Annotated in this window: 23 protein-coding genes; 8 read left to right on the top strand and 15 right to left on the bottom strand. The window is 43.9% G+C overall.

The window, feature by feature from the left end; genetic code table 11:
- Positions 1 to 22: 22 nt before the first annotated feature.
- Entirely contained in the window at positions 23 to 1,708 is a 1,686-nt protein-coding gene (locus tag HW45_RS13730; protein WP_038227476.1) for a glycoside hydrolase family 13 protein, read from the bottom strand.
- Positions 1,709 to 1,740: 32 nt separating this feature from the next.
- Positions 1,741 to 2,760 (bottom strand): LacI family DNA-binding transcriptional regulator, encoded by a 1,020-nt coding sequence (locus HW45_RS13725; protein WP_006070303.1) that lies wholly within the window; start codon positions 2,758 to 2,760, stop codon positions 1,741 to 1,743.
- 327 nt (positions 2,761 to 3,087) lie between these two features.
- On the opposite strand from HW45_RS13725, the gene HW45_RS13720 reads away from it, so the two are divergent.
- The 4 genes from HW45_RS13720 (at position 3,088) to HW45_RS13705 (ending at position 7,892) form a co-directional block, all read left to right on the top strand.
- Positions 3,088 to 4,440, top strand: a complete 1,353-nt coding sequence (locus tag HW45_RS13720; protein WP_038227473.1) for an ABC transporter substrate-binding protein — start codon at positions 3,088 to 3,090, stop codon at positions 4,438 to 4,440.
- Between the two features lie 116 nt (positions 4,441 to 4,556).
- A complete protein-coding gene (locus tag HW45_RS13715; RefSeq protein WP_235225472.1) occupies positions 4,557 to 5,570 on the top strand; it encodes a carbohydrate ABC transporter permease in 1,014 nt (337 codons plus the stop codon).
- A complete protein-coding gene (locus HW45_RS13710; protein WP_051868073.1) occupies positions 5,570 to 6,769 on the top strand; it encodes a carbohydrate ABC transporter permease in 1,200 nt (399 codons plus the stop codon). The genes HW45_RS13715 and HW45_RS13710 overlap by 1 nt, the downstream gene beginning before the upstream one ends.
- A gap of 31 nt (positions 6,770 to 6,800) precedes the next feature.
- Positions 6,801 to 7,892: an ABC transporter ATP-binding protein gene (locus tag HW45_RS13705; RefSeq protein WP_038227467.1), complete on the top strand. Its 1,092-nt coding sequence runs from the start codon at positions 6,801 to 6,803 to the stop codon at positions 7,890 to 7,892.
- A gap of 47 nt (positions 7,893 to 7,939) precedes the next feature.
- On the opposite strand, the gene HW45_RS13700 is transcribed toward HW45_RS13705, so the two are convergent.
- The 3 genes from HW45_RS13700 to HW45_RS13690 all read right to left on the bottom strand — a co-directional run bounded on the left by HW45_RS13700 (position 7,940) and on the right by HW45_RS13690 (position 10,749).
- Positions 7,940 to 8,464, bottom strand: a complete 525-nt coding sequence (locus tag HW45_RS13700) for a helix-turn-helix transcriptional regulator (protein ID WP_152559666.1) — start codon at positions 8,462 to 8,464, stop codon at positions 7,940 to 7,942.
- 320 nt (positions 8,465 to 8,784) lie between these two features.
- A complete protein-coding gene (locus HW45_RS28385; protein ID WP_051868069.1) occupies positions 8,785 to 9,459 on the bottom strand; it encodes a GntR family transcriptional regulator in 675 nt (224 codons plus the stop codon).
- Positions 9,460 to 9,645: 186 nt separating this feature from the next.
- On the bottom strand, positions 9,646 to 10,749 hold the full coding sequence (locus HW45_RS13690) for a DUF3541 domain-containing protein (protein ID WP_006070310.1): 1,104 nt from the start codon (positions 10,747 to 10,749) through the stop codon (positions 9,646 to 9,648).
- A gap of 244 nt (positions 10,750 to 10,993) precedes the next feature.
- Here HW45_RS13690 and HW45_RS29755 point away from each other — a divergent pair, with 244 nt between their 5' ends.
- On the top strand, positions 10,994 to 11,149 hold the full coding sequence (locus HW45_RS29755) for a hypothetical protein (RefSeq protein ID WP_006070311.1): 156 nt from the start codon (positions 10,994 to 10,996) through the stop codon (positions 11,147 to 11,149).
- An 81-nt stretch (positions 11,150 to 11,230) separates the two neighbouring features.
- Here the strand turns inward: HW45_RS29755 and HW45_RS13685 are convergent, their stop codons facing one another.
- Positions 11,231 to 12,892, bottom strand: coding sequence for a methyl-accepting chemotaxis protein (locus HW45_RS13685; RefSeq protein WP_038227464.1), 1,662 nt, complete (start codon positions 12,890 to 12,892; stop codon positions 11,231 to 11,233).
- Between the two features lie 402 nt (positions 12,893 to 13,294).
- Here HW45_RS13685 and HW45_RS29750 point away from each other — a divergent pair, with 402 nt between their 5' ends.
- Positions 13,295 to 13,450 carry a hypothetical protein gene (locus tag HW45_RS29750; protein ID WP_171393065.1) on the top strand — a complete coding sequence of 52 codons (156 nt, stop codon included), beginning with the start codon at positions 13,295 to 13,297 and terminating at the stop codon, positions 13,448 to 13,450.
- A gap of 29 nt (positions 13,451 to 13,479) precedes the next feature.
- Here the strand turns inward: HW45_RS29750 and HW45_RS13680 are convergent, their stop codons facing one another.
- The 9 genes from HW45_RS13680 to HW45_RS13640 are packed head-to-tail and all read right to left on the bottom strand — an operon-like array spanning position 13,480 to position 23,481.
- Complete coding sequence (locus HW45_RS13680; protein WP_038227461.1) at positions 13,480 to 13,983, bottom strand: YgjV family protein; 504 nt, start codon at positions 13,981 to 13,983, stop codon at positions 13,480 to 13,482.
- Entirely contained in the window at positions 13,980 to 14,609 is a 630-nt protein-coding gene (locus HW45_RS13675; protein WP_038227459.1) for a hypothetical protein, read from the bottom strand. The genes HW45_RS13680 and HW45_RS13675 overlap by 4 nt, the downstream gene beginning before the upstream one ends.
- Positions 14,610 to 14,665: 56 nt before the next feature.
- The gene (locus HW45_RS13670) at positions 14,666 to 15,295 is read right to left on the bottom strand and encodes a bifunctional 4-hydroxy-2-oxoglutarate aldolase/2-dehydro-3-deoxy-phosphogluconate aldolase (RefSeq protein ID WP_038227456.1); all 630 of its coding nucleotides are present in this window, start codon (positions 15,293 to 15,295) and stop codon (positions 14,666 to 14,668) included.
- 9 nt (positions 15,296 to 15,304) lie between these two features.
- Positions 15,305 to 16,264 carry a sugar kinase gene (locus HW45_RS13665; RefSeq protein WP_038227454.1) on the bottom strand — a complete coding sequence of 320 codons (960 nt, stop codon included), beginning with the start codon at positions 16,262 to 16,264 and terminating at the stop codon, positions 15,305 to 15,307.
- Positions 16,265 to 16,278: 14 nt separating this feature from the next.
- A complete protein-coding gene (gene uxaC, locus HW45_RS13660; RefSeq protein ID WP_038227453.1) occupies positions 16,279 to 17,688 on the bottom strand; it encodes a glucuronate isomerase in 1,410 nt (469 codons plus the stop codon).
- 21 nt (positions 17,689 to 17,709) lie between these two features.
- On the bottom strand, positions 17,710 to 19,173 hold the full coding sequence (locus HW45_RS13655; RefSeq protein ID WP_038227451.1) for a fructuronate reductase: 1,464 nt from the start codon (positions 19,171 to 19,173) through the stop codon (positions 17,710 to 17,712).
- 12 nt (positions 19,174 to 19,185) lie between these two features.
- Complete coding sequence (locus HW45_RS13650) at positions 19,186 to 21,582, bottom strand: glycoside hydrolase family 31 protein (RefSeq protein WP_038227449.1); 2,397 nt, start codon at positions 21,580 to 21,582, stop codon at positions 19,186 to 19,188.
- Between the two features lie 60 nt (positions 21,583 to 21,642).
- A complete protein-coding gene (locus tag HW45_RS13645; protein ID WP_006070321.1) occupies positions 21,643 to 22,944 on the bottom strand; it encodes a TRAP transporter large permease in 1,302 nt (433 codons plus the stop codon).
- An 18-nt stretch (positions 22,945 to 22,962) separates the two neighbouring features.
- Positions 22,963 to 23,481 (bottom strand): TRAP transporter small permease, encoded by a 519-nt coding sequence (locus HW45_RS13640; RefSeq protein WP_006070322.1) that lies wholly within the window; start codon positions 23,479 to 23,481, stop codon positions 22,963 to 22,965.
- 308 nt (positions 23,482 to 23,789) lie between these two features.
- On the opposite strand from HW45_RS13640, the gene HW45_RS13635 reads away from it, so the two are divergent.
- On the top strand, positions 23,790 to 24,779 hold the full coding sequence (locus HW45_RS13635) for a TRAP transporter substrate-binding protein (RefSeq protein ID WP_006070323.1): 990 nt from the start codon (positions 23,790 to 23,792) through the stop codon (positions 24,777 to 24,779).
- 54 nt (positions 24,780 to 24,833) lie between these two features.
- Positions 24,834 to 26,571 (top strand): glycoside hydrolase family 2 protein (locus HW45_RS13630; protein ID WP_152559681.1); only part of this gene is annotated, 1,738 nt, incomplete at its 3' end.

Genomic DNA, 26,571 nt, shown 5'->3' with positions numbered 1-26,571 from the left:
TGCTTTTGTCTATTTGCCTCAGTTATTCAATATCAATGATCATGGCTTGATAAGGCTTCAAAACTAGCTCGTGTAGTGAGCTTGGTGCATCATCATAGTTATTTAGTACGACTTGTTTCACACCGTATTGATAGGTCCTCTCTAAGGTGCTATCGGTAAAGTTAGCAATTATAAGCAAAGACTTTTCGCCGCTCGAGCGAATGTATGCGTAGACTTCACTGTCTTGTGGGTCGAGTAAGGTATGGTTGCCATAAACTACAACATCCCCATATTCTTCACCTTGGCGCAGCTGGATAAGCTGGCGATAATGATGATAAATGGAATCCTCGTCGTTAACCGCTTGTTCTGCATTGATCTCCACATAGTTTTCATTCACTGGGAGCCAAGGCGTGCCTGTAGTGAAGCCTGCATGGTCTTTTGTATCCCACTGGACCGGGACACGGGCATGGTCACGAGAGAAGTAGTTTAAAAACTCAATCGCATCATCATTGGAAACGCCACGCTCAATCATTTTCTGGTAATGGAACTTCGCCATGAGGTCATTAAACTCTTCGATGTTATTGAAGTGCTTATTAGTCATGCCGATTTCTTCACCTTGATAAATATACGGGGTGCCGCTCATCATATGTAAAACCGTGCCGAGCATTTTTGCACTGATGATGCGATATTCAGGAGAGTCAGAGCCATAACGCGATACCGTACGAGGTTGGTCGTGATTACTCCAATACACACTATTCCAACCTTTCTGGTATAAGTCTTCCTGCCAGCGCGACATGATTTCTTTGTACTGAACTAAGTCAAAATCTTTTTTCACTGCATTGTGTTCTTCGCGGTCGATGCTGACATGTTCGAATTGGAAGATCATACTAATTTCATTGCGATCAGGGTGAGAGTAGTAACGGCCATCCAGTGTTGTGGTGAAGGGAGTTTCGCCTACGGTGAGCACATCGTAATGCTTCAGAACTTTATCGTGCATTTCACGCAGATATTGGTGCACCAGTAGGTTATTTGACCAATGCTCCCAACCAGCGACTCCTGCGTCAAAAATGGTTGCATCTGGATAGTCTGACGGTTTGCCGATCATATTAATGACGTCCATTCGGAAACCACCTAAGCCCTTTTTCAGCCAAAAGTGCATCATGTCGTAGACCGCTTCACGTACCTCTGGATTTGCCCAGTTTAGGTCAGGTTGTTTATTGCTAAACAGGTGCAGATAGTATTGGCCGGTCGCTTCATCAAGTGTCCACGCTTTAGGCTTGAAGAAAGATTCCCAATTATTGGGTTCACTGCCATCTTCTTTGGGATCTTTCCAAATATACCAATCGCGTTTTGGATTATCCTTACTGCTTTTGGACTCGATAAACCAAGGGTGTTCATCTGAGGTGTGGTTTACCACGAGATCCATGACAATTTTGATGCCGCGTTTATCCGCTTCGAATAGCAGCTTTTCCATATCGGACATGGTGCCAAATTCTGGTGCAATTTCGCGATAGCCAGAAATATCATAGCCGTTGTCATCCATCGGAGATTTATACACCGGACTGAGCCAAATGACGTTCGCGCCAAGGGCTTTGATGTAATCCAATTTTTCTATAATACCTGGGATATCACCAATGCCATCTCCGTTAGAGTCGTTGAAACTTCTTGGATAGATTTGATAAACGACAGCGTCATGCCACCAACGCTTTTCCAGTTGTTCCGTACTCATGGATCAATTCTCCTTAGCAAGTGAGGTAATGTCTAACTGCTGGTACGAATAATAAGCTCCGTATCCAGTTGGATAGATTCGTAGGGTAGTTGGCCGAGTGCCATCTTTGCAGCAATTCGGCCTTTATTCTCAATAGGCTGCTGAATAGTCGTTAAGCCGGCCTCTGCAGCTTTGGGTATTCCGTCAAAGCCAACAATTCGAATATCGATGTTGATTTCTCTTGCCACTTCCAGAGCGGCCAAAGCGATTTTATCGCTCATACAAAGCAGTACATCCACGCGCTTAGGGGCCGTTAGTGTGCCACGCAACATGGTTTTTAACGTTGTTTCGTCAAGATCGTGAATTTGCCAGACATTTTCGAATGACAACGGTATGCCGTTTTCCTCGAGAGCTTTTTTGTAACCTTCAAAACGACAACGAGAAACGGATTCTTCGCTGGTATAAAGATTGTCGAGGTTGGCAAGCGATAACGATGTTGATGGCTCAAGACGCAGCCCCAAGATAAGCACATTGTCGTCGGATGAATGAATGGCATGCATGGCTATGTCGTAGCTTGCTTTGCGGTTGTCGACATTGATGGATGGAATGTCAGGCAAGGCGAAATCGACTGCCACGACAGGCTTATGCTGGCGTAGTATCAGGTTGATTATGCTTGAGTCCACAGGTTTGCCATAAACTATGAAACTATCGGGGATAGTTTCAACCTGCGTATTCTGATAGTTATCACTGCTTGATGGCAGCAACAGCATGTTGACATGAGACTCGTCTAAAGTCTTTGATATTCCAGCTAAAAATTGAGTAGCTACTGGGTCGGTAAAGTTATAGGCGAGGTTGTCTGCGAGCAAAACTCCGATTACGCCGGTCTTTCCGGTGCGTAAGCTTCGTGCAGTGATACTTGGGCCGGTGTAACCGAGTTTTTCACATTCAAGCAGAATGTTCTCTCTCAGCGCCTTCGAAAGTTGGTTTGGACGGTTGAAAGCGTTTGATACGGTAGCCGTTGATACACCTAGGTGAGCGGCGACGGTTTTCAATGTAGGTTTCTTCCGTTCCATATCAGTCATTGTCCATATTTATATTATCTGCAATCTAGAATAGCGAAATTTATCAGTTGAGTCTAAATCGATTAAGAAGGAATGCGAAATTAAAATTTCATAGCCATTATAATTTGTTTGATGCTTGTCACTTAATTGTAATCAAGGTATTTCAAAACATGATCAAAGGCACAAGATTTGGCAAGAAAGTGGTCGAATTGTCAATAAGGTTTTATGGTATTCATTAACGGCTTAACCGATTAAGTAATTAAGTAAGAAGTTAAGTCGAGGACATAAGAACTGACTATAAAAACGAAACAAAGTATCTGAATACATGGAGTCTTACTGATGAAAACCTCTCTACTTGCTAGCGCAGTAGCTCTTGCTGTTTCTGCATCCTCCGCATTCGCCGCTGATTTAAAATACGCACCTGGCGAAGACGCACGCTTTAACTGGCAAAGCTACGAAGAGCTGAAAAATATGGATCTGAAAGGTGAAACGGTCACCATTTTTGGTCCTTGGTTAACAGAAGATAAAGAGCTTGTTGAAAGTGTCATTGCGTATTTTGAAGAGGCAACTGGTGCCGATGTGAAATATTCAGGCTCTGACTCATTTGAACAGCAAATTGCGATTGATGTGCAAGCAGGTAGTGCACCTAACATTGCTATTTTCCCGCAGCCTGGTTTAGCGGCAGACTTAGCCTCTAAAGGTTTCCTAACTCCACTTGACCCTAAAATGGGTGATTGGATCAATGACAACTACGCCGCTGGTTCTTCGTGGGTTGACCTAGGCACATTTGCTGGTAAAGACGGTAAAGATCATCTGTATGGTTTCTTCTATAAAGTCGATTTGAAATCACTAGTATGGTATGTGCCTGAAAACTTCGAAGATGCTGGTTATGAAGTACCTCAATCAATGGAAGAGCTAAAAGCACTGACTGAACAGATTGTTGAAGATGGCGAGACACCATGGTGTGTTGGGTTAGGTTCTGGTGGTGCAACGGGCTGGCCTGCAACGGACTGGGTGGAAGATATGATGCTTCGTACTCAATCGCCAGCTGATTACGATAAGTGGACTACAAACGAACTCAAGTTCAATGATGAGAAAGTTGTTGGTGCTATTGAAGAGTTTGGATGGTTTGTACGTAACGATAAGTTCGTCGACGGCGGTGCACGTGCGGTAGCTGCAACGGACTTCCGTGATTCACCAAAAGGTTTGTTTACATCGCCAGCTAAGTGTTACATGCACCGTCAGGCGTCATTTATTCCAAGCTTCTTCCCAGAAGGTACAGAGCTAGGTGCTGACGTTGATTTCTTCTACTTCCCTGCGTATGAATCAAAAGACTTAGGGAAGCCAGTACTTGGCGCAGGTACTATGTGGAGCATTACTAAAGACTCTAAAGCAGCACGCGCATTTATGGAGTTCTTACAGTCACCAATCGCACATGAAATCTGGATGGCTCAATCGGGCTTCCTGACTCCGCATAAAGGTGCCAACGTTAATGCTTATGGCAACGACACTCTGAAGAAACAAGGTGAAATCTTGTTGGATGCGACGACGTTCCGTTTCGATGGTTCAGACTTGATGCCAGGTAAGATCGGTGCCGGTGCATTCTGGACAGGTATGGTCGACTACAGTGGCGGCAAACCTGCGAAAGAGGTCGCTGATGACATCCAAAAAACTTGGGATGCACTTAAGTAACCAAGGAAGTAAGTAACTTGGCGAAGTAACGCGATGCCGGTAGACGTAATTTCATTGGGTCGTCTATCGGCTTTCGCAATCTTGATATTCGTTAAGTCTCTCTATAAAGCGAGGTAATGATGGAACAGCTTTATTCCTCTTTATTTATCATGGCACTAGGCGTCGCTGGATGTGTGGTCTACTTCGTAGGCAGCAACTGGCTTCTCACTATCCTATTTCCTACCAGAAATGTCTCAAACCAAAAGATGGCACAAAACCTTAGACGAGCGGCAGCGATTCGTCCTTGGTTATTCCTTGGGCCTGCTTTGGCGTTTTTAGGCCTCTATCTTGTCTATCCAGTATTTGAGTCATTCTATCTGTCAATGCACGACAGAAATGCTGACAAATTTGTAGGATTAGGAAATTACATTTGGCTCTTCAACGATCCTGAGTTTAGAGAGTCACTATTTAACAATCTATTGTGGTTATTGGTTGTGCCTGCCGCCTCCACATTTTTTGGCTTGGTTATCGCAGCACTGACTGACAAAGTGAGCTGGGGGAATATTGCTAAGAGTTTAATCTTTATGCCAATGGCTATTTCATTCATTGGTGCATCGATCATTTGGAAATTTGTCTACGACTACCGTGCGCCGGGGTCGGAGCAGATAGGTATTTTGAATGCCGTGGTTGAGTTCTTTGGAGGTACTGCACAGGCTTGGATAACCATCCCGTTTTGGAATAACTTCTTTTTGATGGTCATTCTTATTTGGATTCAAACCGGCTTTGCAATGGTTATTTTGTCTGCGGCTCTGCGCGGTATTCCAGAAGAAACGGTGGAAGCGGCGGTACTGGATGGAGCTAATGGAGTACAAATATTCTTTAAAATTCTCATTCCACAGATATGGGGAACGATTGCAGTAGTATGGACCACAATCACCATTCTGGTTCTGAAGGTCTTCGATATCGTGTTAGCGATGACGAACGGCCAGTGGAGTACTCAGGTTCTGGCAAATATGATGTTTGACTGGATGTTCCGTGGTGGCGGTGACTTTGGCCGTGGCGCAGCGATTGCGGTCGTGATCATGGTGGCGGTAATTCCTGTCATGGTATGGAACATGCGCCAAGCTAGCGCTCAAATGGAGGGGCGATAATGACTGAAAAAGCCCAAACAGCGCCAAATCTTGAAGAGAGTAACGCACGCTTTAGCTTAAGCCAATTACGACGTTCGCCACTGACTATTTTGGTTCACGCTTCGGTGTTGCTGATTGTGATTCTATGGACTCTACCAACAGCAGGTCTTTTTATCTCATCGTTTAGGGACAAAGATCAGCTTGCGTTATCAGGCTGGTGGACGTCATTAACCGCTTCCGAGCAGAACCTTGTAGACCGCACTGGAGCGCCCGATACCCAAGTTCAGGAAGGTGACGTTTATGTTCTCAAGGGGCAATTACTCGTCGATGGTAAGCCTGCTGAAGTCCATGCCTTTGGTTTCTCTTCTCGCGAACCGACAAAATTCGTCCCTGGTGAGGTTGCTGAAATGAGAAAGGGTGGCACGCTAACGGTAACGGAAGATGGCCACTACAAAATGACAGCACTCGAACCGTTCAAAGGCAAACGAGGGAAACGAATTTTCTTTACCGCTGTGGTGCCACCGAAGTTTGGTTTAGACAACTATCGTGAAGTACTTACGGCAGAAGGTATTGGTCGTTCGTTTATTAATTCTTTGACCGTTACTATTCCCGCAACAATCATCCCAATTCTTATTGCGGCGTACGCGGCTTATGCGTTGTCTTGGATGAGAATGCCGGGTAGAAACCTACTTATTGCAGTTGTGGTTGGTTTGTTGGTTGTACCTCTGCAAATGTCTTTGATTCCTCTTTTAAGACTTTATAACGACATTGGGGCTTTCTTCGGTGTCGGGGCGAAAACCTATTTGGGAATATGGTTAGCGCATACTGGGTTTGGATTGCCATTGGCGATTTATTTGCTGCGAAACTACATCTCCAGTTTGCCTAGAGAGATTATCGAGTCGGCGAAAGTGGACGGTGCGACTGACTTCGAAATATTCATGAGAATCGTTCTGCCGCTGTCGTTCCCGGCACTAGCATCATTCGGGATATTCCAGTTCTTATGGGTATGGAATGACCTTCTTGTTGCAACGGTATTCTTGGGCACTGGCGAAGAGCACATGGTACTCACAGCACGATTACGTGAACTATTAGGCTCTCGTGGTGGTAACTGGGAGATTTTGACAGCGTCTGCATTTGTTTCGATTGCTGTGCCTTTGGGCGTGTTCTTTACGCTGCAACGTTATCTAGTTCGTGGCCTACTTTCTGGTTCTGTTAAGTAAGCAGTTCCTGATTCAACGATGAGAAGAAAAAATGACAGGATTATCTCTAACAAACGTTAAAAAATCATACGGTGAAACTCAGGTACTGCACGGCATCGATCTAGACATCGATCAAGGCGAATTCATCGTATTCGTTGGGCCTTCGGGTTGTGGTAAGTCTACACTGCTTCGAATGATTGCTGGCCTTGAGGACATCACTTCAGGTGAGCTTTGTATTGAAGGTGCTCGAGTGAATGAGCTGCCAGCCGCGATGCGGGGTATTGCCATGGTATTCCAGACTTATGCTCTCTATCCGCATATGACCGTATACGACAACATGGCTTTTGCGATGCGCATTGCGAAAGAGCCGAAAGACGCTATACATGAGCGCGTTATGGACGCCGCGCGTATGTTGCAACTTGAACCGTATCTTGATCGTCTGCCTAAGGCGCTCTCCGGTGGTCAGCGACAAAGGGTGGCGATTGGTCGAGCGATTGTCCGCCAACCTAAGGTGTTCCTATTCGATGAACCGCTGTCCAACTTGGATGCAGCGCTACGTGTTCAAACGCGAATCGAAATTGCTAACTTGAAGGAAGAGTTAACGGAAACCACGATGATTTACGTGACTCACGATCAGGTAGAAGCAATGACGCTCGCTGACCGAATCGTCGTCTTATCAGCAGGTAAGATTGAGCAAGTAGGCACGCCACTTGAGCTATATACCAACCCGGCGAATGTATTCGTAGCTCAGTTTATTGGCTCTCCAGCGATGAACATTAGTAAAGCGCGTATGGAGAAGGCAGGTGAGCACTCTTTGGTTACCGCAGAGAGTGGGCATAATGTGGAAATACCAATTGCAGCAGCACAAGAGCTCAACGGCTGTGCGTTACAATTGGGAATCAGACCGGAAGACTTTTTAGTCGCTGAAGAGTCCGATGCGCTTATGTCTGGGAAAGTATTATTTGTAGAATCCTTGGGTGAAGTGACACTTCTACATATTGATGTTGAAGGACATGACGAAACGGTCGTGGCAAAGCTACCAGGTATCCTTGATTTCCACAAAGGTGAAACCATTCACTTAAAAGCGCAACCACAGAAAATTCACTTATTTAATGAAGAGGGTATTTCTTTGAAATATCTTTAGATAAAGGTTGTTAGCAATTATTCAAAGAGCTCCTTTTCAGGGGCTCTTTAACTTTTGAGAGGTGAACCTAAGCCGTTTCTTAAAGCAAATTGAATGAGCTCAGCCTTGCTATCCAAACCAAGGCCAATCTGCATACGGTATTTATGAGACTCAATAGTTCTTGGGCTCAGATGAAGTAATTCTCCACATTCTTTAGCGGATTTACCTTGAGCAAGTAACGATAAGATGGTCGTTTGCTTTAACGTCAGTTTAACGAGTCGTTCATTGTCGGATTCTTGAGCAATACTGCCTGCATTGCCATGTAAACTTAAACGTAAATCAGCATGCTGCCAATAACACAACCACATTTCGGCAACCATTTTTATCTGTCGAGCTAGAGTCTCTGTGAACTCATCATAACCTCGTTCAAAGTTGGTTAACGATATTGCTCCCCACGGTTTGGCAAAGAAACTTAGGGGAATAATGGCGTGCCAACGTCCGCCTTGACGAAAAATACGTTTTAAAACGTATTGACTGGATGTCGCTAATTCTACTTCATCAAATACTCGATAAAGTGATTTCGTTTTGAGCAAGCGCAAGTAGTGTAAATGACTATCATCATCTGACAGATAATCGAACTTATGCAGGGGGGGGGAGTTTCACGAGCTCTGGAGAGAGTTTTTTTATCTCGGAGTAGTATTGGAGAGTTTGGATAAACCGTTAGTCTATCCAAACCATAAAACTCAAGTAGTTCTGAGGCGCAGGCATTCCATGTGCCAACAAATTGCTCGATTTCTCCAGCATGCAGTTTTTGGGACTGAGATAAAATCAAAGACTCAAAATTCATTTTCGACATAAAGACTTATTAGCTTTTCAACATACACTAAAATTAATTATAGGCACGTAGATGAAATTAGTGATCGTGACTTTGTTCTAAACAGAAAACTTCTTTAATCGTTTTTGTATTAGCTTGTACGGCGCGCTGAATAATCTCTTCATTTTCATAGCTTACTTGATTGAATGACCCATTCAGTAGACTGAATAGTGACTCAATATCAATCATCTGTTTATAGCTTCTGGTTTTCAGGTAATACAGACGGCGATATCGGGATAGTACACCAAGTATTGTCTTAAGCAGTTGGTGGGAAATAGTCTTTGATTTTTCTTCAGTGAGAGTCAACAGAAATCGCTGATAAAGTTGCTCTATTCTATCGATATGGTTGAGTGTTAATGGTGATTCTAATAATGCGTGAGATAACTCAGTAACCAAGGTCTTCGCTTTTTTCAGCTGTGCAGGTGCTAGGGGGTATTCTCGTTGAGATAAAAGCTGTGACAAGATGAAGTTTGCAGTGGAAGTGGATTCGATGAACTCTTTCCATGTTAGGTTTGAAACAAAACCTCCCAAATGCGTTTTATATTCGACGAAACCTTCGCTACTTAATGCAATTATGGCTTCTCGCATTGGAGAAAGGCCTACATCATAAAGTTCTGCTAATTCGTTTACTCTGAGTTTTTGACCGGGTGGAAATTGATAATTAATGATATCGGATTTTAAGCGAAGTTTGGCTCGCTCTTTTGCTAGTGACATTCAGTACTCCTTAACCTGAACTACTTTGTAACTAATAACTGCCCGACTGAGTACCGTAAAACTACTGCATTATCGTTGAAAAACGATTAATTATATAAGTGAGGTGTATGGTGGTCGATTAACCACTCCATCAGTTGAATGTTTACTCGAAATTTAGACTACTAGTTAATCGCCATATTCGACGTGCTACTGAGGTTTTGAAATCTTCTTTACGCCGTAAGGGAGTTCAGAGAACAGCTTTGGAACTGTGACTGTGCTTGGTCCCTCTTTGGGCGGTTGCCAATCGAGCAGCATAATAGCAAGGACATTTCGATGTTCCCCATAAGCAAAATCAAAGTCGCCGGAAACTGATGGGATCATGCCTTTATCTTTGTCGATGGCTTTTTGTATCGACACTCTTGTTTTCGCTACAACAGGATCATCATCTAACCCAGCAAGCAAGAAACTTAACCCGACTTCTGCTACGACATCTTCTTTAGTATGCAAAATGATGTCATCGATGTTTTTTCTAAAGTAGTCGAAGATCCACTGGTGCTCTTTTTCGTCGACCAGTCGTTGGTAATAACCCGAGTCTGCGAGGATAATATGCGTCATGCCGTAAAGTTTATTACCGAATTGCTGATTGCTTAATCGGTAGTCCTCACCATCAGGGTAAGTTTTTCTAAAAGCAGCGATAAATTCATCAACAAGATCTTGTTCACCGATTTGCTTCAGCCAATAGGCTTGATTTGCTAGTTGAGCAGCCCAAGCTGTAATCATTTCTGGGTCAGTTAATACAGTTTCAAAATCGTATTGCTGTAAAATCGACCTTAGTTTCTTATCGTCTTTATGAACTACACCGTATTCATTCAGTCGTGCCAAATAGCGCAACAAGTCCAGTCCCATATAGAAATATTCAGGTTGCTCTTTAGTTGCTTCGTAGCGACGTTGGCTGCGTTCATCTTTGCCTTTTTTATAGTCGTTAAGTCTTTGCAGAGAATACGCTCGAATGGCTTTAGGCGTGGTTACATCAGCCGCAATTTCATTCACTCTAGAAGTTACGTTGGCAAGATCACCTAAAACGACAGCATTGTATCTAGGGTCTTGTGTTTGCCTATACATACGCAGTCCGAAGTGACCTTGTTTGTAGGCAGACAGAGTAAATAATTGTGACTCGTAGGTGTCTTTAACCACGTTTGCTGACGCCTGAAAATGTTGCTTAGTTGGTGGGGTATCAAGAGTGATGATACTAGCACCAGTTAGCAAAAATACGCTAACAAATATTGCAACGATCGCCTTGTTCATTTTCATAACGTGCAGCCTAAATGGTAAGTGAAAGGTGGATTGTAAAAAGTTATTAATAAACGTGTGTGATTTTGAGGTTAATTTTTATTCAGAATATTTATGAACACTTGATTTTAGATCCCTCACTTTTTCATTTAGCTTGGTTGTAGAAGCGCATAATTTGAAATCGAATTGTTTTTTCCTAGTCTATGTTATGCAGAGGCAGGGAGGCGGCGCTTCTGTCTAATTCTAGTACAGAAGGAGTGACAAAATGAGAACATTATTAGTGACACTTAGCTTGATATTCGTATCATTCTCAAGCTTTGCTGAAAATGGTGGTGCGCCAGGTACCATCTGTCAGATGGAGTCAGGACAAGTGATTACGACTCATCTGGAGCGTTGTCCTAAAAACACAACCAAGCTCTAATCATATATTAGTATGATTGAGGGGCTAACATGAACCAGCGATATATCGCTGGTTCGTTTGGTTTTCTAGGGGGAAGACGGGCTATACGGTAAAACGGGATACCAGTTGCTCTAACTGTGTTGCACGTTGATTTAGATTGTCACTTCCGCTCTTGTTCAAACCTGCAAGTTGTGCGGATTCACCACTTTGGTCTGAAATCACCACGATACGTTGAGCTATATCTTTACCGACAATCGCTTGTTCCTCCGTTGCCGTTGCAATTAGCGCGTTCATATCGTGAATATTAGCGATGGCTCGTTGTATTTCTTCAATGGCGGCAGCGGCATCATTGGTTTGACGTACCGTTTCATCTCCTCTAGTTCGGCTGGAGTCCATCGCTCTGACGGCTTCATCGGAAGCGCTTTTGAGTTGCTCGATCATCTGATGGATTTCGCCCGTGCTGTCTTGAGTGCGGCTAGCTAACTGTCGAACTTCATCCGCTACGACGGCGAAACCTCGTCCTTGTTCACCCGCTCGAGCCGCTTCAATGGCTGCATTTAATGCCAGTAAATTAGTTTGCTCGGCGATATCTTGAATAACGGTCAAAGAGGTAGAGATGTTTTTGACATCTTCTTCTAACTTACTGATGACTGAACTTGCCTGAAGGACTTCATCAGCTAGATCTTGTACAGATGTTGCAGCGGTATTCACTGTCTGTTGGGCATCTCGAGCATTTTCGTCTGCTTGCTGTGCTGACGTTGCAGCGCTAGTGGCGTTCGATGAAATTTCAGAGGATGTTGTCGTCATTTCAGTCATAGCTGTGGCTACTTGTTCGGTCTCTTCTCGCTGATTGGTAGCAAGGCTATCCACCTGCATTGCTCTTCCTTTCATTGCGCGAGTTTCTTCCACAACAATATGGCTGGTCTCCGAGACGTTGGTAATGATCTCCTGGAGACTGCTCACAAACGCATTGAAGTTCTCTCCAAGACGTTTAAATTCAGGTGCATCCAAGCTCTCCATTCTTGCTGTCAAGTCGGCATCACCTGTCGCAAACGTTTTTAGCGAAGCATCGAATTTATCAAGTGGCTTCATAATGCTTCGGTTGATGAAGGTAGCCATACCAAATACCACAACCAGTGTCAGTCCAGATAATAAAATGATAGTGATAATTTTCGCATTAAGCGCTTCTGTTGCTTGTAGCTCCATAGCAGAAATAGTGGTGTCTATATCGTCTATGTAAAAACCAGTACCGAGTACCAAATCCCACTCAGGTATATATATCGAGTAGCTTAATTTAGCTTCAGGATTGGTTTGCCCTGGTTTAGGGAAATAATAGGTAGTAAATGCATTAGATTTGGCGTTATTAATAAGTTCTTTAATAAACAAGTTGCCTTTGCTGTCTTTAGCATCGATAAAGTTTTGGCCTAGACCTGAACCATTTTTGCCTACAAGCAGACGGTTGCCTTTCGAGTCATAGCCAAATAGATAGCCATTTTCTCCATATTCAAGATTTTTAAGTAGCTGAAGCACCTCTTCTCTCTGGCTTTTTTTCTCAATTAGAGGCAGAAGTGAGGACTTAGCAAGTTGTAAGTAGTTGCGCAGTTCTTGTTTCTTATTAACCAGCAAGCTCTCTCGGGTATCATCAAATTGTTGTTGGTTGAGTTCAGAAACCTTTGAGTAAGTGACTCCTAAAATTCCTAATGTAACGAGTAGTAAAGGAAGTATCGTTAAGACATACAACCGCTTTCGAATAGACAAATTCATAACATTCGTATCCTAATTATTATAATAAATACGCAATTATTGAGTTGCGTATCAATAACAAAGCAAGTGGTGTGCCTAAAATTTACTCAGGGAATGGTGTTTGGAAAATAGTTCTTCTATCTGAATGGGTTATAGAGGTTGTGCCCGCAAGTCAGCTAATTTGAAGAAGTGCTTGTCGAATTTTCTATAACGGCCTTTGTTCCGTAACCGGAGAGCGATTGCCGCTGAAATTACCGATTATATGATTCAGCGGATAAATCTTGCCATTTAACATATTGATGTGGTTTATCTATATGAAAAATAAAGATAAAAATCAGTTTGCGAGTTAGTTTCTTCGACTAAGCTATAAATGACGAAGTAAAGGAAATCGTCATTTTTGAACGTAATGACATGGAGAATAATATGAAAGCAGTCTTTATTTTTATGCTAGGCGTTATGTGTTCGTTCGCTTCTATAGCTGAGGAAGGAGGCGCACCGGGTAATATTTGTCTAACGGAAACGGGTTTAGTTGTCACTACTCACCTCGATACCTGTCCGAAAACGATGACGAAGCTTTAAAACCTTGAGGCAAAGTGTTGAACCAGCATTTATGCTGGTTCGTGTTTTTTCATGCACAAGCGATATATCGTGGCGGCGTTAGTTATCAGAAATGTACCTTCGACTAGTGAACCGCCGATAGAGCCAATCCACATATTATGGGTAAACCAACATGCGGAGTTGAATAAAATTAAACTCCGCATTTTGATACCAGATGCGGAGAATAATGCCCATGTACCCACTGCGGAACCAATAATTGGCAAGAGCTCTATAGGAGAGGAGACATTGGGGAGTGTCATGCCAAGTAGAATAATAATGAAGAACCACATGGCGCGCTTAGAGCGAGTTTTAATAGAGACGAAAGCACGAATACCATTGATAGCGACACCTATTGCACCAACCACGGCCCCCATCATGGTGAAATGTATCATCATGATGAAGCAAAACGCGACCATACAGTAACGAAACCGAAGGTCGTCTTTTTGTAAAAATGCCATGATTCCAAAGACAAAAGCAATACCACCAACAAGTTGGGCGAATAGCATTAACGTCATTCTAATTGCTTCTCCAGATAGTTCAGGCAACTTTGTGGGCTGGATAAAACGGTAATGTCAAACTGACACTCCGCTAATGCATATGCCATCGACGCTTGCGCTAACACGATAGCATCATAACGGTCCGTAGAATGTGTACGATGCTCAGTGATAGTGTTTGCAATGCTTGAATTGAAAGCCTGCATTGAGCCCGCAACATAATGTTCCCACGCCGCAGAAATAAATAAAAACTCGAATTGAGAATGGTTGTTGGAGCTTTCTAGTAAAGATCGAGTGGGTTCTATCGTACTTTCAAGCGTAACAGCAACAAGTATCCGACTGTAGCCAATGGTTTGTTCTGCCATCGGTCGGTCGACTCGAAAAACACGGTTATCAGGGTAAGCATCCACAATTGGGCCCAGGGTTGAACAAGTGCAGACAATAAAGTCATAGCCTTGAGTAAGCCGCTGGCTTAAATAATCTTGAATCTGCTTGACGATAGAGGGAGTTGCCCCTGTTTTGCGTATGTCGCTTAGAAATGATTCTTGGACATCGTGGAATATGTCATGTTTAGGGAGCGATGTTGCGGCTAGAGGTTTAAAGAGGGTGATGTTGCTCGCTAAAGTGTGCAGGAACAAAATCTTCATAAAAATCCTTTTCGTTATTGCTTGGGAGGCTCCTTCTGGAGCCTCAACAATACAGATTAATTATTCACTAATGCAACCGCTTCACGGGTAAGTCGAGCAAGTTCTTCCCATTCTCCTGCTTCGATTAGCTTTTTATCAACCATCCATGTCCCACCACAAGCGAGTACACGAGGGATCGCTAGATAGTCTTTGATATTCTTAGGGTTGATTCCACCAGTTGGCATTAAGCAAATATCACCGTAGGGTGCCAACAGTGATTTCATCATACTAACGCCACCAGATGCTTCCGCTGGGAAGAATTTTAAAGTAGTGAGCCCCATTTCTAGCGCCGCCTCAACTGTACTTGGGTTGTTGACTCCGGGTACAATGTCGATCTCAAGCTCTTGACATGCTTTAACGGTATTTGGGTTGAAACCAGGTGAAACAATAAATGTCGCTCCTGCTTCTTTTGCTGCAATCACTTGCTCGCGATTTAAAACCGTACCAGCTCCAATCAACATGTCTGGTTGCGCTTCTCTTAGCAAACGAATCGCTTCGACTGCAGCCTCAGAGCGGAAAGTGATCTCTGCAGCAGGTAGGCCGTTTTCCGCCAACACTTTGCCTAAAGGGATGATATCTTCCGCTTTGTCGATAGCGATAACAGGGATGACTTTAAGCGCCTGTAATTGTTCGTTGATAGTCGACATGTAAATTCCTTATTTTTCTTGGGTCACGACATCAGTCGCAGTCTTGGGGATTATTGCCCCTTTATGTTGAATTACGATTCCCGCGAGACGATTGCCTCTCTGACAAGATTGCTCCATTGAGCCACCAGCGAGATAACAGGAGAGGAAGCCGCCGTTAAATGAGTCGCCCGCCGATGTTGTATCTACAACATTTTTCACGGGCTGCGTGGGAACGGTTAGGGATTGCTTGCCAAAGTTTTCTGAAACTAAGCAACCCTCTGAGCCCAGTTTTAGCACAACATTTTTGATGCCCTCACTATGAAGTCGTTCTATGGTTACTTGAGGATTGAGGTCTCCCCAAATTAGCTTTTCATCATCAAAGGTGACTAATGCTATATCAGTAAGTTGATACATCTGGCGGTAGTTTTCTTTGACGGTAATAAGTTCATCTGAAGGCCACAAAGCTGGACGATAGTTGCTATCAAAGCTTATTTCGACATCATTTCGTTTTAGCTCGTTAAGTAAGCCGAAAAGTTTGACTCGATCCTCAGTGGGTAAAATCGCTAAGCTGATGCCGCTGAGAAAGACCATATTTGTCGACTTTAGAGCGTGAGCAATGGTGTCAAAATTAGGGTGTTGTAACAGGTATTTTGCGGCTGACTGGTTACGCCAATAGAGAAACGTCCGTTCCCCTTGTTCGTCTAGCTGAATAAGATAGAGACCGGGCGTTCGATCCCCGTCACGCAACACGAACTGCGTATCGATATTTTCATCTTGCCAACGCGCAATCATTCCTTCGCTGATCGCGTCGGTTCCCAAAGCGCTGACAAAGGAGGTTCTTATTAAGGTGTCCTCAGAGTTAAGCTGACAGCCACGGTTCAAATAAACCGCGGCATTAAGCGTATCTCCACCAAACGTCTGATGCATCTCACCAAATGGTTTCCCATTTAGTTCAATCATACATTCACCAATGATGGCGATATGTTTCATCGTAAGTCTCCCAATTACTTGATGGAAAAATAACGCTTGGCGTTGTTAAAACAGATATCTTCAACCATAGGACCTAACAGTGATAGGTCGTTTGGTACTTCGCCATTTTCCGCCCAGCGACCAATCATGTCACACAAGATACGACGGAAATACTCGTGGCGAGTGTAAGAAAGGAAGCTGCGAGAGTCTGTCAACATACCAACAAACTGGCTTAGTAAACCCAGTTGAGACAACTGTTCCATTTGTCGCTGCATTCCATCTTTTTGGTCGTTAAACCACCAACCAGAGCCAAATTGAACTTTGCCCGCAATGCCGCCACCTTGGAAGTTTCCAATCATCGTCGCCATCATTTCGTTATCACGAGGATTTAGGCAGTAAAGAATGGTTTTAGGTAGTTCATTACTTTGATCCATTTCATCAAGAAGGTGAGCTAATTCGAATGCGAAGGTACGGTCACTGATGGAGTCGAAGCCGGCATCTGCACCAAGCATTTGGAACATACGCGTATTGTTGTTTCGCTGTGCGCCAATGTGCAGTTGCATTACCCAACCTAGCTTGGCATAGCGTTTACCTAACCAGACTTGTACCGCAGTAGAAAACTGTGCGCACTCTTCTTCTGTGAGTTTTTCTCCGCTTAAGCGGCGTTTTATCAGGTGGTCTAATGCTTGCTCTGATGGAACTTGTGCGTAACGAACGATTTCAATGCCATGATCGGCTGCACGACAGCCGTGAGCATCGAAGTGAGAAAGACGTCGATCAAGTGCGTCAAGCAGGGTTGCGAAACTGTTAATCTCAACATCTGCTGCGCGGCCTAGTAACGTCATATAGTCTGCAAAACCATCCAACTCAATTTTGAAGGCTTTATCAGGACGCCAACTAGGCAGTACTTCAATATCGAAACTTTCATCATCAGCAATCGCTTTATGATGTTCAAGCGTATCGACTGGGTCATCAGTTGTCCCGGCCATGACAACATTCATTTGCTTCATAATACCGCGTGCTGAAAACTCAGGCGTTTGTAGCAGCTCGTTACAATGGTTCCAAATGGTGTCAGCCGTCTCGGGACTAAGTCGCTTCCCTGTAATACCAAATGGTCGACGCAACTCTAAATGCGTCCAGTGATAGAGCGGGTTACCTAACGTCATAGGCACTGTCTTTGCCCACGCTTGAAATTTGTCGTAATCAGAGGCAGAACCTGTGATCAATTGCTCTTGAATACCAGCTGAGCGCATACCGCGCCATTTGTAGTGGTCGCCTTCAAGCCAAATTTGACCGAGGTTATCGAACTTACGATTGCTTGCAACTTCGGCTGGATTTAAGTGGCAGTGATAATCGTAAATTGGCTGGTCCGCCGCATGCTCATGATAAAGGCGGCGAGCAGTTTCATTACTCAGTAAAAAATCTTCACATAGAAAGTCTTTCATCATTAATTCCTTAACTCACCCTTAAAGTGCCGCGACGGTCGCTTTTGCACCATTGTCGATTAGTGATTGATAAGCGCTCGAAACGGCGTCTATAACCTGAAGATCACGGCCAATATCAGCTGGGAAAATTGCTTCGATGCCAAGTAATGCTGGGACGACAGTGACATTCAGACCGTGCTGTTCGCAGACACTACGAAGCATCGTCGCCATTGGGTCGCGGACGTCGATTTCGTTACCTTGCTCATCAACACCAGACACATAGCGCATCCAGCCAGCGATACCTGCGGCAAGCCATTTAAATTCAGAACCTTGGTCTAGATGGAATTTTAGGCTTCCCCCCATACGTTGAGGGATCTTTTGGCTACCGTCCATCGCGATCTGCCAAGTCTTATGTTTTAAGCTAGGGTTAGTGAAACGATCAATGAGCAGCTTGGCGTAAGCTTCTAAATCTGTCCCTTCGGGCATCTTAAGCGATGGGGCTTGCGCTAACATCATCATATCGAAAGCGGCTTTGCGATAACCGGCATCTGTCATCGTGTCTGAGATATGAGCGTAACCACCGAGGTAACCTAAGTAAGCTAAGAATGAGTGACTACCGTTGAGCATTCTTAGCTTCATCTCTTCATAAGGTACAACGTCTGCGACAAACTCTGCACCAGCAATGTTCCAATCTGGACGACCAGCTACGAAGTTGTCTTCAATTACCCATTGACGGAAAGGTTCACAAGCAATACCACATGGGTCTTCAACGCCGAGTAGTTCAGTGATTTCATGTAGCGTTTCTTCCGTTGCTGCAGGAACGATACGGTCTACCATAGTGCAAGGGAAAGTTACGTTTTCTTCAATCCAGGCGCCTAGCTCAGCATCGAGTAACTTGGCGAACTCTAAAATAGCCGCTTTCGCCACGTGACCGTTTTCTTGTACATTGTCGCAAGACATGACGGTAAATGGTGATAGACCACGTTCGCGACGAACTTTCAAAGCTTGAACTATGTAGCCTAGTGCTGATTTTGGAGAAGATGGGTTTTCTAAGTCGGCAATGACTAAAGGATTGTTCTTATCTAATCGACCAGTAGCAGGGTCTGCGCAGTAGCCTTTTTCAGTGATAGTCATTGAAACAATGGCGACCTGTGGTTCGGCCATTTTCTCAATAACAGCATCGATGCCGTCTAAACTTGGGTGTAGAGATTCTGTTACTGAACCAATGACCTTGACGTCTGTCGATAGAGCGCCTTTTTCAGCGACACTATATAAATGATCTTGCGCACGTAGCGAAGTAATTAATTCTTCTCCACCGAAAAGGTTGATTTCACAAATACCCCAGTCGCTTTGTGATTTTCGCGCAACTTCATCAGTAAAGAGTCCTTGGTGTGCGCGGTGGAATGCACCGAAGCCTAGATGAACGATTCGTGATTTCAGCTCAGAACGCGGGTAGTTAGGTTGGCTTACAGATGCGTTCAGTGTGTGGTTACTGATATGTGTCATTGAATCGATTCCTTATTTAGCCGCTGAAAGTGGAAACGCATCACCGTTTTGATATGTGTTTCCGTTAACGATGAGTTGACGTTTTTCGCTGTTTGGAAGGTTCAGCGTTAATGTGTCATATGCCGGTAGGAAGTCACCGGTACGAGTAATATTCAAAGTAATGGTGTTGTTGTCGCAAACCATTTCGATATTCAGAGTAATATGGTTGCCTGTTAGATAACCGTTAGACTCACCGTCATCATCAAAAATGCTACATTGACTCTGTCCTACCCCTTGAAGTGGGTAAATATTTAGGCCACGACTGTCATCTTTTTGGGCGTTGGCATTAGCGATTCTCGCACTTGTCGGGATCACTGCACCTGCACGAGCAAGCAGAGGGATGCGCTCTAGTGGTGCGGCGACGGAAATGGTGTTACCAGCGCTATACCATTGACCTGTGTAGAAGTCGTACCAACCATCCTTGTTATTTGGAAGATAGATGTCACGTTCACGTTGTCCTTCTTCTACTACGGAAGCGACGAGTAGATCTTTGCCTAGTAGGTAGTCGTCATTTTCGATAAACGTATTTTCATCATGCTCATGGTCCAGGAACGTAGGGCGAAGCATTGGTTCATCATGAGTATGAGCTTGATACAACGAATCATAGATGTACGGAAGAAGCTGGTAACGAATCTTCATAGCGTCACGAATAATAGGAGTGACAGTTGGATGCATCCAAGGTTCGTTAACGCTGCCATCGTCATTCCAAGAGTGGATGGTGAAACGTGGGTGCATAACACCGTTCTGTACCCAACGAGCGAAGAGTTCAGGATCAGGCTTGTCACCCGAGAAACCACCAACATCATGACCAAGGTTATACAAGCCAGACAAGCTCATACCTAAACCCATTTTGATATTGTATTTTAAGCTGGTCCAGTTGGTTCTGTTGTCACCACTCCAAGTTTGAACGTAGCGGTTCATCCCAGGGCACCCTGAGCGTGAAATCAAGTATGGGCGAAGTTCTGGAGCAAACTCGGTTTGCGCTTCGTAAGAAGCACGCATCATGAGTAATGGTTGCAGCGGGCGAATCAAGCCAACAGGAATCTCTTTGCCGAACCCGAAGCAACGTGCACTCTTGTCCCATATCTCGTATTCGTTGTTGTCATTCCAAGTAGAATCGATGCCTTTCTCTAATAACTGCTCTTTAACATTGTCCTGCCACCACTTGATAGTTTCTGGATTGGTAAAATCAAGGTGTGAGCCGTCCGCGTCCCAGAACACCGAGTTTTCTGGTACGTCATACTCGGAATCTTTAATGAACAAGCCTTTCTCTTTGACTTCATCGAAACGAGGGTGATCATGTAGCAAACAAGGCTTAATATTTGCGGCTAGCTTCAGCCCATGAGCATGGAAATGGTCTGACATTGCATTTGGATTAGGAACTTTTTCGTAGTTCCAGTTGAAGACATAGCGTTTGTCCCCGATAGACGTATAACCCGAAGAAAGTTGGAACGAGTCGCAAGGAATACCGTGCTCTGCACATTGGTCTACAAAACCTTCTAGTAGCTCCTGAGAATTAGGTGCGTCTGTGTATTGCATGGTTGAGCCGCTGTAACCCAAGCTCCATTTTGGACCAAAGGCAGTGCCACCAGTTAAACGGACAAACTGTTGAGTCACATTTTTGATACTTTCGCCGTACATGAAATACAGATCTAGGTCACCGTCTTCGGCACGATAGCTACGGTATTTGATGTGGTAGTTATCCAGCTCATTTCCTAAATCAAACCAGCAACTTGCTAAGTTGTCATAAAAGACACCAAACGATGCGCCACTTTCATCAGAGGTCGTTTTAGTGATATAGAAAGGAACATGTTTGTACAGAGGATCGGTCTTGCTTGCGTCATAACCCATTGCATCGAGGTTGCGCATCTCAAAACGACGACCTTCACGATTGAGGTTGCCAGTCTTCTCTCCAAGACCGTAGTATAGTTCGTTGTCACCACGATTCATAAAGTGGGCAATACCTGGTTCACTCACACCCAATTGGTATGCACCTGTTTTGCGATCTTTAGTTAATGGTTTCCACTCACCGTTTACTTTATGTTCCCACTCCATCCATAGAGGCTGGTGGACGGTTAAACGCAACTGCTCTGTCTCGATGCGCAGAGTATCTTGGTTTTCATAGAGTTCGAAAGTAGGTAAGGTGAACCCCTCTAGTGACATTCTGTCGCGACCTTCCCATGGTACATCGTTACCATCGGGTGCCACCATCCAAGTTCTGTCAAGGCGAAGAGTATTGTGACGTTGGAATAACACACGAATTAGATGGTTCTCTAGCACGAATAAATGAAGAGTGTGTTTGTCGTCGCAGCTTAGAATGATTTCGTTATTATTTTGCTGCTTAAATTGCCAGTTTCTAATGGTCTTCACTTTAGAATTCCTTTCAATAGAGAGAGCCCAAACGGGCTCTCAGAATGATATTTGGTGAGATTAGTAGCCTAGGAATAGTTGAGGTAGTATCAGGCTTACTTGAGGTACGAAAGTCACTAGCATTAGTGCTAGTACCAATACAGCGTAGAAAGGCAGTAATGGTTTGATAACTTTGTCGATCTTCACATCGCCTACAGAACAACCGATAAACAGTGCACTACCTACAGGTGGAGTACAGATACCGATACATAGGTTGAAGGTCATCATGATACCGAAGTGAACTGGATCCATACCTAGGTCCATCGCGATTGGAAGGAAAATAGGTGTAAAGATCAGTAGCGCTGGCGTCATATCCATGAAGATACCGACAATAAGCAGAATCAAGTTGATGATCAGTAGAATGATCAATGGGTTTTCCGATACGGCTAATAAGGCATCACTTATCATATAAGGGATATCAGCGTTCGCCATTGCCCACGACATGCCCATTGACGCACCGATAAGTAGTAAAACAATGGATGTCGTAACGACAGATTCAAGAATGATGCCCGGAAGCTGTTTGATCGATACTTCACGATAGAAAACTACAGCCAGCAATAGCGTATAAACAACAGCAATGGCAGATGCTTCAGTTGCTGTGAAAATACCGCCGATGATACCGCCCATGATGACGATGATTAAGCTCAGCGCTGGTAAAGCATCAAGTGTTTTCTTAATGACGACAGAGGTAGATGGCTTAGCGGCAACAGGATAGCCTCGTTTCTTCGCAATAATAGCGGCAACGATCATAAGGCCAAGGCCCATAATCATTCCTGGGATGTAACCCGCTAGGAAAAGTGCGCCGATTGATGTGCCACCGGAAATAAGAGAGTAAACAATGAATGTGTTACTTGGTGGAATCAATAGGCCTGTTGGACACGAAGTAATGTTAACAGCTGCAGAGTAGGCTGGGTCATAGCCTTCCTTCTTTTGTAGCGGTGCCATAGTGCCACCAACAGCTGCGCCAGAGGCCACGGCTGAACCTGAAATAGCACCAAACATCATGTTAGCAAGTACGTTTACGTGAGCTAATGACCCTGGGAGGCGGCCACCAAGTACTTTTGCGAATTCAATAAGGCGAAGTGCAATACCGCCTTGGTTCATGATATTACCCGCTAGGATAAAGAATGGTATTGCTAGTAGAGCAAAGCTATCAAGGCCGGATGCCATTTTCTGAGAAATAACGGCGATAGCGGCATCAAAAGGTAGTGTCATCATTACCGTTAATAATGACGCAATACCAATTGCGAACGAAATAGGAACCCCTAATCCTAGGAAAAGGAAAAAGCTACCAAATAAAACAATAATTATTTGCCATTCCACAGTAATATTCCTTATTAATTATTGGTTTGAAAGAGTGGAAGAGTTGGTATTTTTTGAGGTCATAAAAGCGATATTCTCAAGAATATCTTGGACCAAATAAATCACCATAAATAAGCCCGCAAGAGGAATTGCGGCATACACTAAACCCATCTCTATACCTAGAGCGGGAGATACTTGACCTGTCGCTAGAGTTTTTAACATTAATCTACCGCCACCATAGACCATAATGATGGAGGCGAAAGACATGCTGATCATATTAATCAGTAACTTCAACTTGTTATGTTTAGCTTCGTCGTGTTCGATTTTCATTGCTAATAAGTCAATAGCAAGGTGGCGTTTTTGTCCTAGCGTATAAGCTGCACCCATCAAACCGACCCAGATAAAGAGAAAACGGGCAACTTCATCAGTGAAAGTACTCGGCGCGTTTAATACATAGCGAGAGAACACCTGCCAAGACACGCAAACAACTAAAACACTACTCAGCGAAATACAGAATAAGGATAAGACCTTATTCATTATCGTAATGAGCTTATTCATAACATCTCCTAGTTGACGAAATCCTTCGTCTTATAATTTGGAAAAAGAGCAAGAGGTAAGGTTGAGCAGATTTAAACACAGTAAATTGAAACCGCTTGTGACAAATCTCACAATAAAATTGGTCCAACCAATTTTAGCGATGAAAGTATGACATTGGTCAACCAATTCGGTTTTTTACGTTGATTATTGGTTGGTGATGGTTCAGATTGATAGCGTAGTTAATAAGAAACGGAATTTAGCCATAATTGGTTAACCGAATTGTAATAATTAATCCTATAACTGAACATAAATTGAATGGAGACTCCCCTATGCGTTGGAACAAAACAGCACTAACAACTTTCGTTACTTGTGCTCTCGCTGCATCGACTTCTTTTACCGCTTCTGCAGTAACCACGCTAAAACTTAGCCACAACCAAGACCGTAATCACCCTGTGCATAAATCAATGCAGTACATGGCGGATGAAGTGAAAGAGCTGACAGATGGTGAAGTTCGTATCCGTATTTATCCGAATGGACAGCTTGGCACTCAACGTGAATCGATGGAATTGCTACAGAATGGTGCTTTAGACATTGCGAAATCAAATGCGAGTGAAATGGAAGCGTTTGAACCAGCTTATGGTGCGTTTAACATTCCTTATATCTTCCGTGACCGTGACCACTACTACCGTGTAATGCAAGGTGAAGTAGGTGAAAAAATCCTAGATTCCTCTCACGATAAAGGTTTTGTTGGTTTAACTTATTATGATGCTGGTGCTCGCAGCTTCTACGCCTCAAAAGCCATTAAAACACCTGCTGACCTTAGTGGTATGAAAATCCGCGTTCAGCCAAGTCCAACTGCTGTTGAAATGATTAAACTGATGGGAGGTTCGCCAACTCCACTATCTTACGGTGAGCTATACACAGCAATGCAACAAGGCGTTGTTGATGGTGCAGAAAACAACCCTACAGCGCTAACAACTGCTCGTCACGGTGAAGTTGCTAAAGTATTTAGCCAAGATGAGCATACGATGATTCCAGATGTTCTAGTAATCAGCTCTAAAGTTTGGGACAAGCTGCCGAAAGACCAGCAAGAAGCTCTTAAGAAAGCGGCTAAAGATTCCATGATGTATCACAAAGATCTATGGACCAAAATGACGAACGAAGCTATCGAGAAAGCAAAAGATAGCATGGGCGTAGAGTTTGTAACTGTAGAAAAACAACCATTTGTTGATGCAGTGAAACCAATGCACGATGCGGCGTTGAATAACCCTGCAATTGCAGACTACGTACGCGATATCGATGCGTTAGCAGTTCAATAATTAATGAGTTTTTGGGAGCACGATTTGTGCTCCCGCTTTCGGAGTTTAAGTAAGATGCTAGAACGTTCTGAACTTGCTGAGAATGCGATTAATTGTTTGCATGACGAACAATACGATGTGCCTTTCAATCTACAGAATTTAAACCATAGCAATATGTTGTTTATGGGGGGACGCAACACTGAGTCTCTTAATGGACATTGGAACTTTGCGGTTGACCTTTTAGATACAGGCCTTCGTCAACGTTGGTATGACATGAAGCCGATGCCAGCAGAGCAAAGAATTGAACCTTGGGACTATGACCCATACGTCGGCGAAACCATTCCAGTACCTTCGTGTTGGCAAATGCAAAAGGAGAAGTGGTATTTCTTCGAAGGCAGTGCTTGGTATACCAAATCTTGGGACTATGAAGAGTCTAATACGGATGAGCGTGTATTCTTACGTGTTGGTGCTGCACAATATGATTGTAAGGTATTCTTAAATGGCGAGTTTCTAGGTAATCACTATGGTGGTTCCACGCCATTTTTCGCTGAATTTACGGGTAAATTAAACCAGGGCCGTAACTGGATAATGTGCTGCGTAAACAATACTCGCACCCTAGACCGAGTCCCAATGCGCAATACCGATTGGTTCAACTACGGTGGTATATACCGTGATATCGAGATTGTAAGAACCCCAAAAGAGATCATTCGAGATTTACATGTCTACTTAGTACCAAACGGTCAATATAACTTGGTGCATGTTGACGTAGAAGTTGAAGGTTCACAGTCTGAAATAACCTTTGCAATTGAAGAGCTGGGTATCAATGAGAGACTGTCAATTGTAGATGGAAAAGCAACAATAGAATTAAGCGTTGAGCCTGAGCTTTGGTCTCCAGAAAGTCCGAAGCTGTATGATGTTTCAGCAACCTACGGGAATGATGTCGTCACAGATCGTATCGGTTTTAGACAGGTCGAAGTTAAAGGTACTGAAATCTTTGTTAATGGTGTGAATACTTTCTTACGTGGTATCAGTGTCCATGAAGATGACAAAGAGATAGGCAAGGTTGTTACACCGGAAGACCTAAAGCGTCGATTCCAGCATGCGAAAGAGCTGAACTGCAATTACATGCGATTTGCGCACTATACGCACCACGAAATGGCGACCAAAATGGCTGATGAGCTTGGTTTCCTTATCTGGGCTGAAATACCAGTATATTGGGCGATAGATTTCGAAAATCCAGCAACTTACCGAGACGCTGAAAACCAACTACTAGAGATGATTAAGCGTGACCGTAACCGCGCAAGTATCATTATGTGGTCAGTGGGCAATGAGAACGCTGATACGGATGCGCGCTTAGAGTTTATGTCTGGTCTAGTTCGTACCGCGCGTGACAATGATCCTTGTCGTCTAGTTTCTGCTGCTTGTTTGGTTAACCATGCGAAGAACAAGATTGAGGACCGTTTAGCTGAGCATCTAGATATTATTGGTATCAACGAGTACTACGGTTGGTATGAAGAAGTGTTTGATGACCTTATCGAAATCGGTGAAAACTCTAATCCAGGTAAACCGGTTGTTATTTCGGAGACTGGTGCTGATGGCTTCATTGGTGAGGGTGCGCCGAAAACCGGCTTCTTCAGCGAGTCATACATGACAGATGTATACAAAAAGCAAATCGAATATCTGGAAAAACTGGATTACATTAAAGGCATTTCGCCATGGATTCTTTATGAGTTCCGTGTGGAACGTCGCCAGAACATGTTCCAGAAAGGTTGGAACCGTAAAGGTCTCATCTCGGTAACTATTCACCCGCGAG

Origin of the sequence: Vibrio sp. ER1A, assembly GCF_000733315.1 — a bacterium.
Classification (GTDB): Bacteria; Pseudomonadota; Gammaproteobacteria; order Enterobacterales; family Vibrionaceae; genus Vibrio; species Vibrio mediterranei.
Note: the sequence above shows the minus strand (reverse complement) of the source record. Positions and strands in the feature narration are given on the sequence as shown.

What these genes read in the sequence shown, in the direction of transcription:
- HW45_RS13730 (WP_038227476.1), bottom strand. Translation starts at nt 1,708, where the DNA reads ATGAGTACGGAACAACTGGAAAAGCGTTGGTGGCATGACGCTGTCGTT.
- HW45_RS13725 (WP_006070303.1), bottom strand. Translation starts at nt 2,760, where the DNA reads ATGGAACGGAAGAAACCTACATTGAAAACCGTCGCCGCTCACCTAGGT.
- HW45_RS13720 (WP_038227473.1), top strand. Translation starts at nt 3,088, where the DNA reads ATGAAAACCTCTCTACTTGCTAGCGCAGTAGCTCTTGCTGTTTCTGCA.
- HW45_RS13715 (WP_235225472.1), top strand. Translation starts at nt 4,557, where the DNA reads ATGATGGAACAGCTTTATTCCTCTTTATTTATCATGGCACTAGGCGTC.
- HW45_RS13710 (WP_051868073.1), top strand. Translation starts at nt 5,570, where the DNA reads ATGACTGAAAAAGCCCAAACAGCGCCAAATCTTGAAGAGAGTAACGCA.
- HW45_RS13705 (WP_038227467.1), top strand. Translation starts at nt 6,801, where the DNA reads ATGACAGGATTATCTCTAACAAACGTTAAAAAATCATACGGTGAAACT.
- HW45_RS28385 (WP_051868069.1), bottom strand. Translation starts at nt 9,459, where the DNA reads ATGTCACTAGCAAAAGAGCGAGCCAAACTTCGCTTAAAATCCGATATC.
- HW45_RS13690 (WP_006070310.1), bottom strand. Translation starts at nt 10,749, where the DNA reads ATGAAAATGAACAAGGCGATCGTTGCAATATTTGTTAGCGTATTTTTG.
- HW45_RS29755 (WP_006070311.1), top strand. Translation starts at nt 10,994, where the DNA reads ATGAGAACATTATTAGTGACACTTAGCTTGATATTCGTATCATTCTCA.
- HW45_RS13685 (WP_038227464.1), bottom strand. Translation starts at nt 12,892, where the DNA reads ATGAATTTGTCTATTCGAAAGCGGTTGTATGTCTTAACGATACTTCCT.
- HW45_RS29750 (WP_171393065.1), top strand. Translation starts at nt 13,295, where the DNA reads ATGAAAGCAGTCTTTATTTTTATGCTAGGCGTTATGTGTTCGTTCGCT.
- HW45_RS13680 (WP_038227461.1), bottom strand. Translation starts at nt 13,983, where the DNA reads ATGACGTTAATGCTATTCGCCCAACTTGTTGGTGGTATTGCTTTTGTC.
- HW45_RS13675 (WP_038227459.1), bottom strand. Translation starts at nt 14,609, where the DNA reads ATGAAGATTTTGTTCCTGCACACTTTAGCGAGCAACATCACCCTCTTT.
- HW45_RS13670 (WP_038227456.1), bottom strand. Translation starts at nt 15,295, where the DNA reads ATGTCGACTATCAACGAACAATTACAGGCGCTTAAAGTCATCCCTGTT.
- HW45_RS13665 (WP_038227454.1), bottom strand. Translation starts at nt 16,264, where the DNA reads ATGAAACATATCGCCATCATTGGTGAATGTATGATTGAACTAAATGGG.
- uxaC (WP_038227453.1), bottom strand. Translation starts at nt 17,688, where the DNA reads ATGAAAGACTTTCTATGTGAAGATTTTTTACTGAGTAATGAAACTGCT.
- HW45_RS13655 (WP_038227451.1), bottom strand. Translation starts at nt 19,173, where the DNA reads ATGACACATATCAGTAACCACACACTGAACGCATCTGTAAGCCAACCT.
- HW45_RS13640 (WP_006070322.1), bottom strand. Translation starts at nt 23,481, where the DNA reads ATGAATAAGCTCATTACGATAATGAATAAGGTCTTATCCTTATTCTGT.
- HW45_RS13635 (WP_006070323.1), top strand. Translation starts at nt 23,790, where the DNA reads ATGCGTTGGAACAAAACAGCACTAACAACTTTCGTTACTTGTGCTCTC.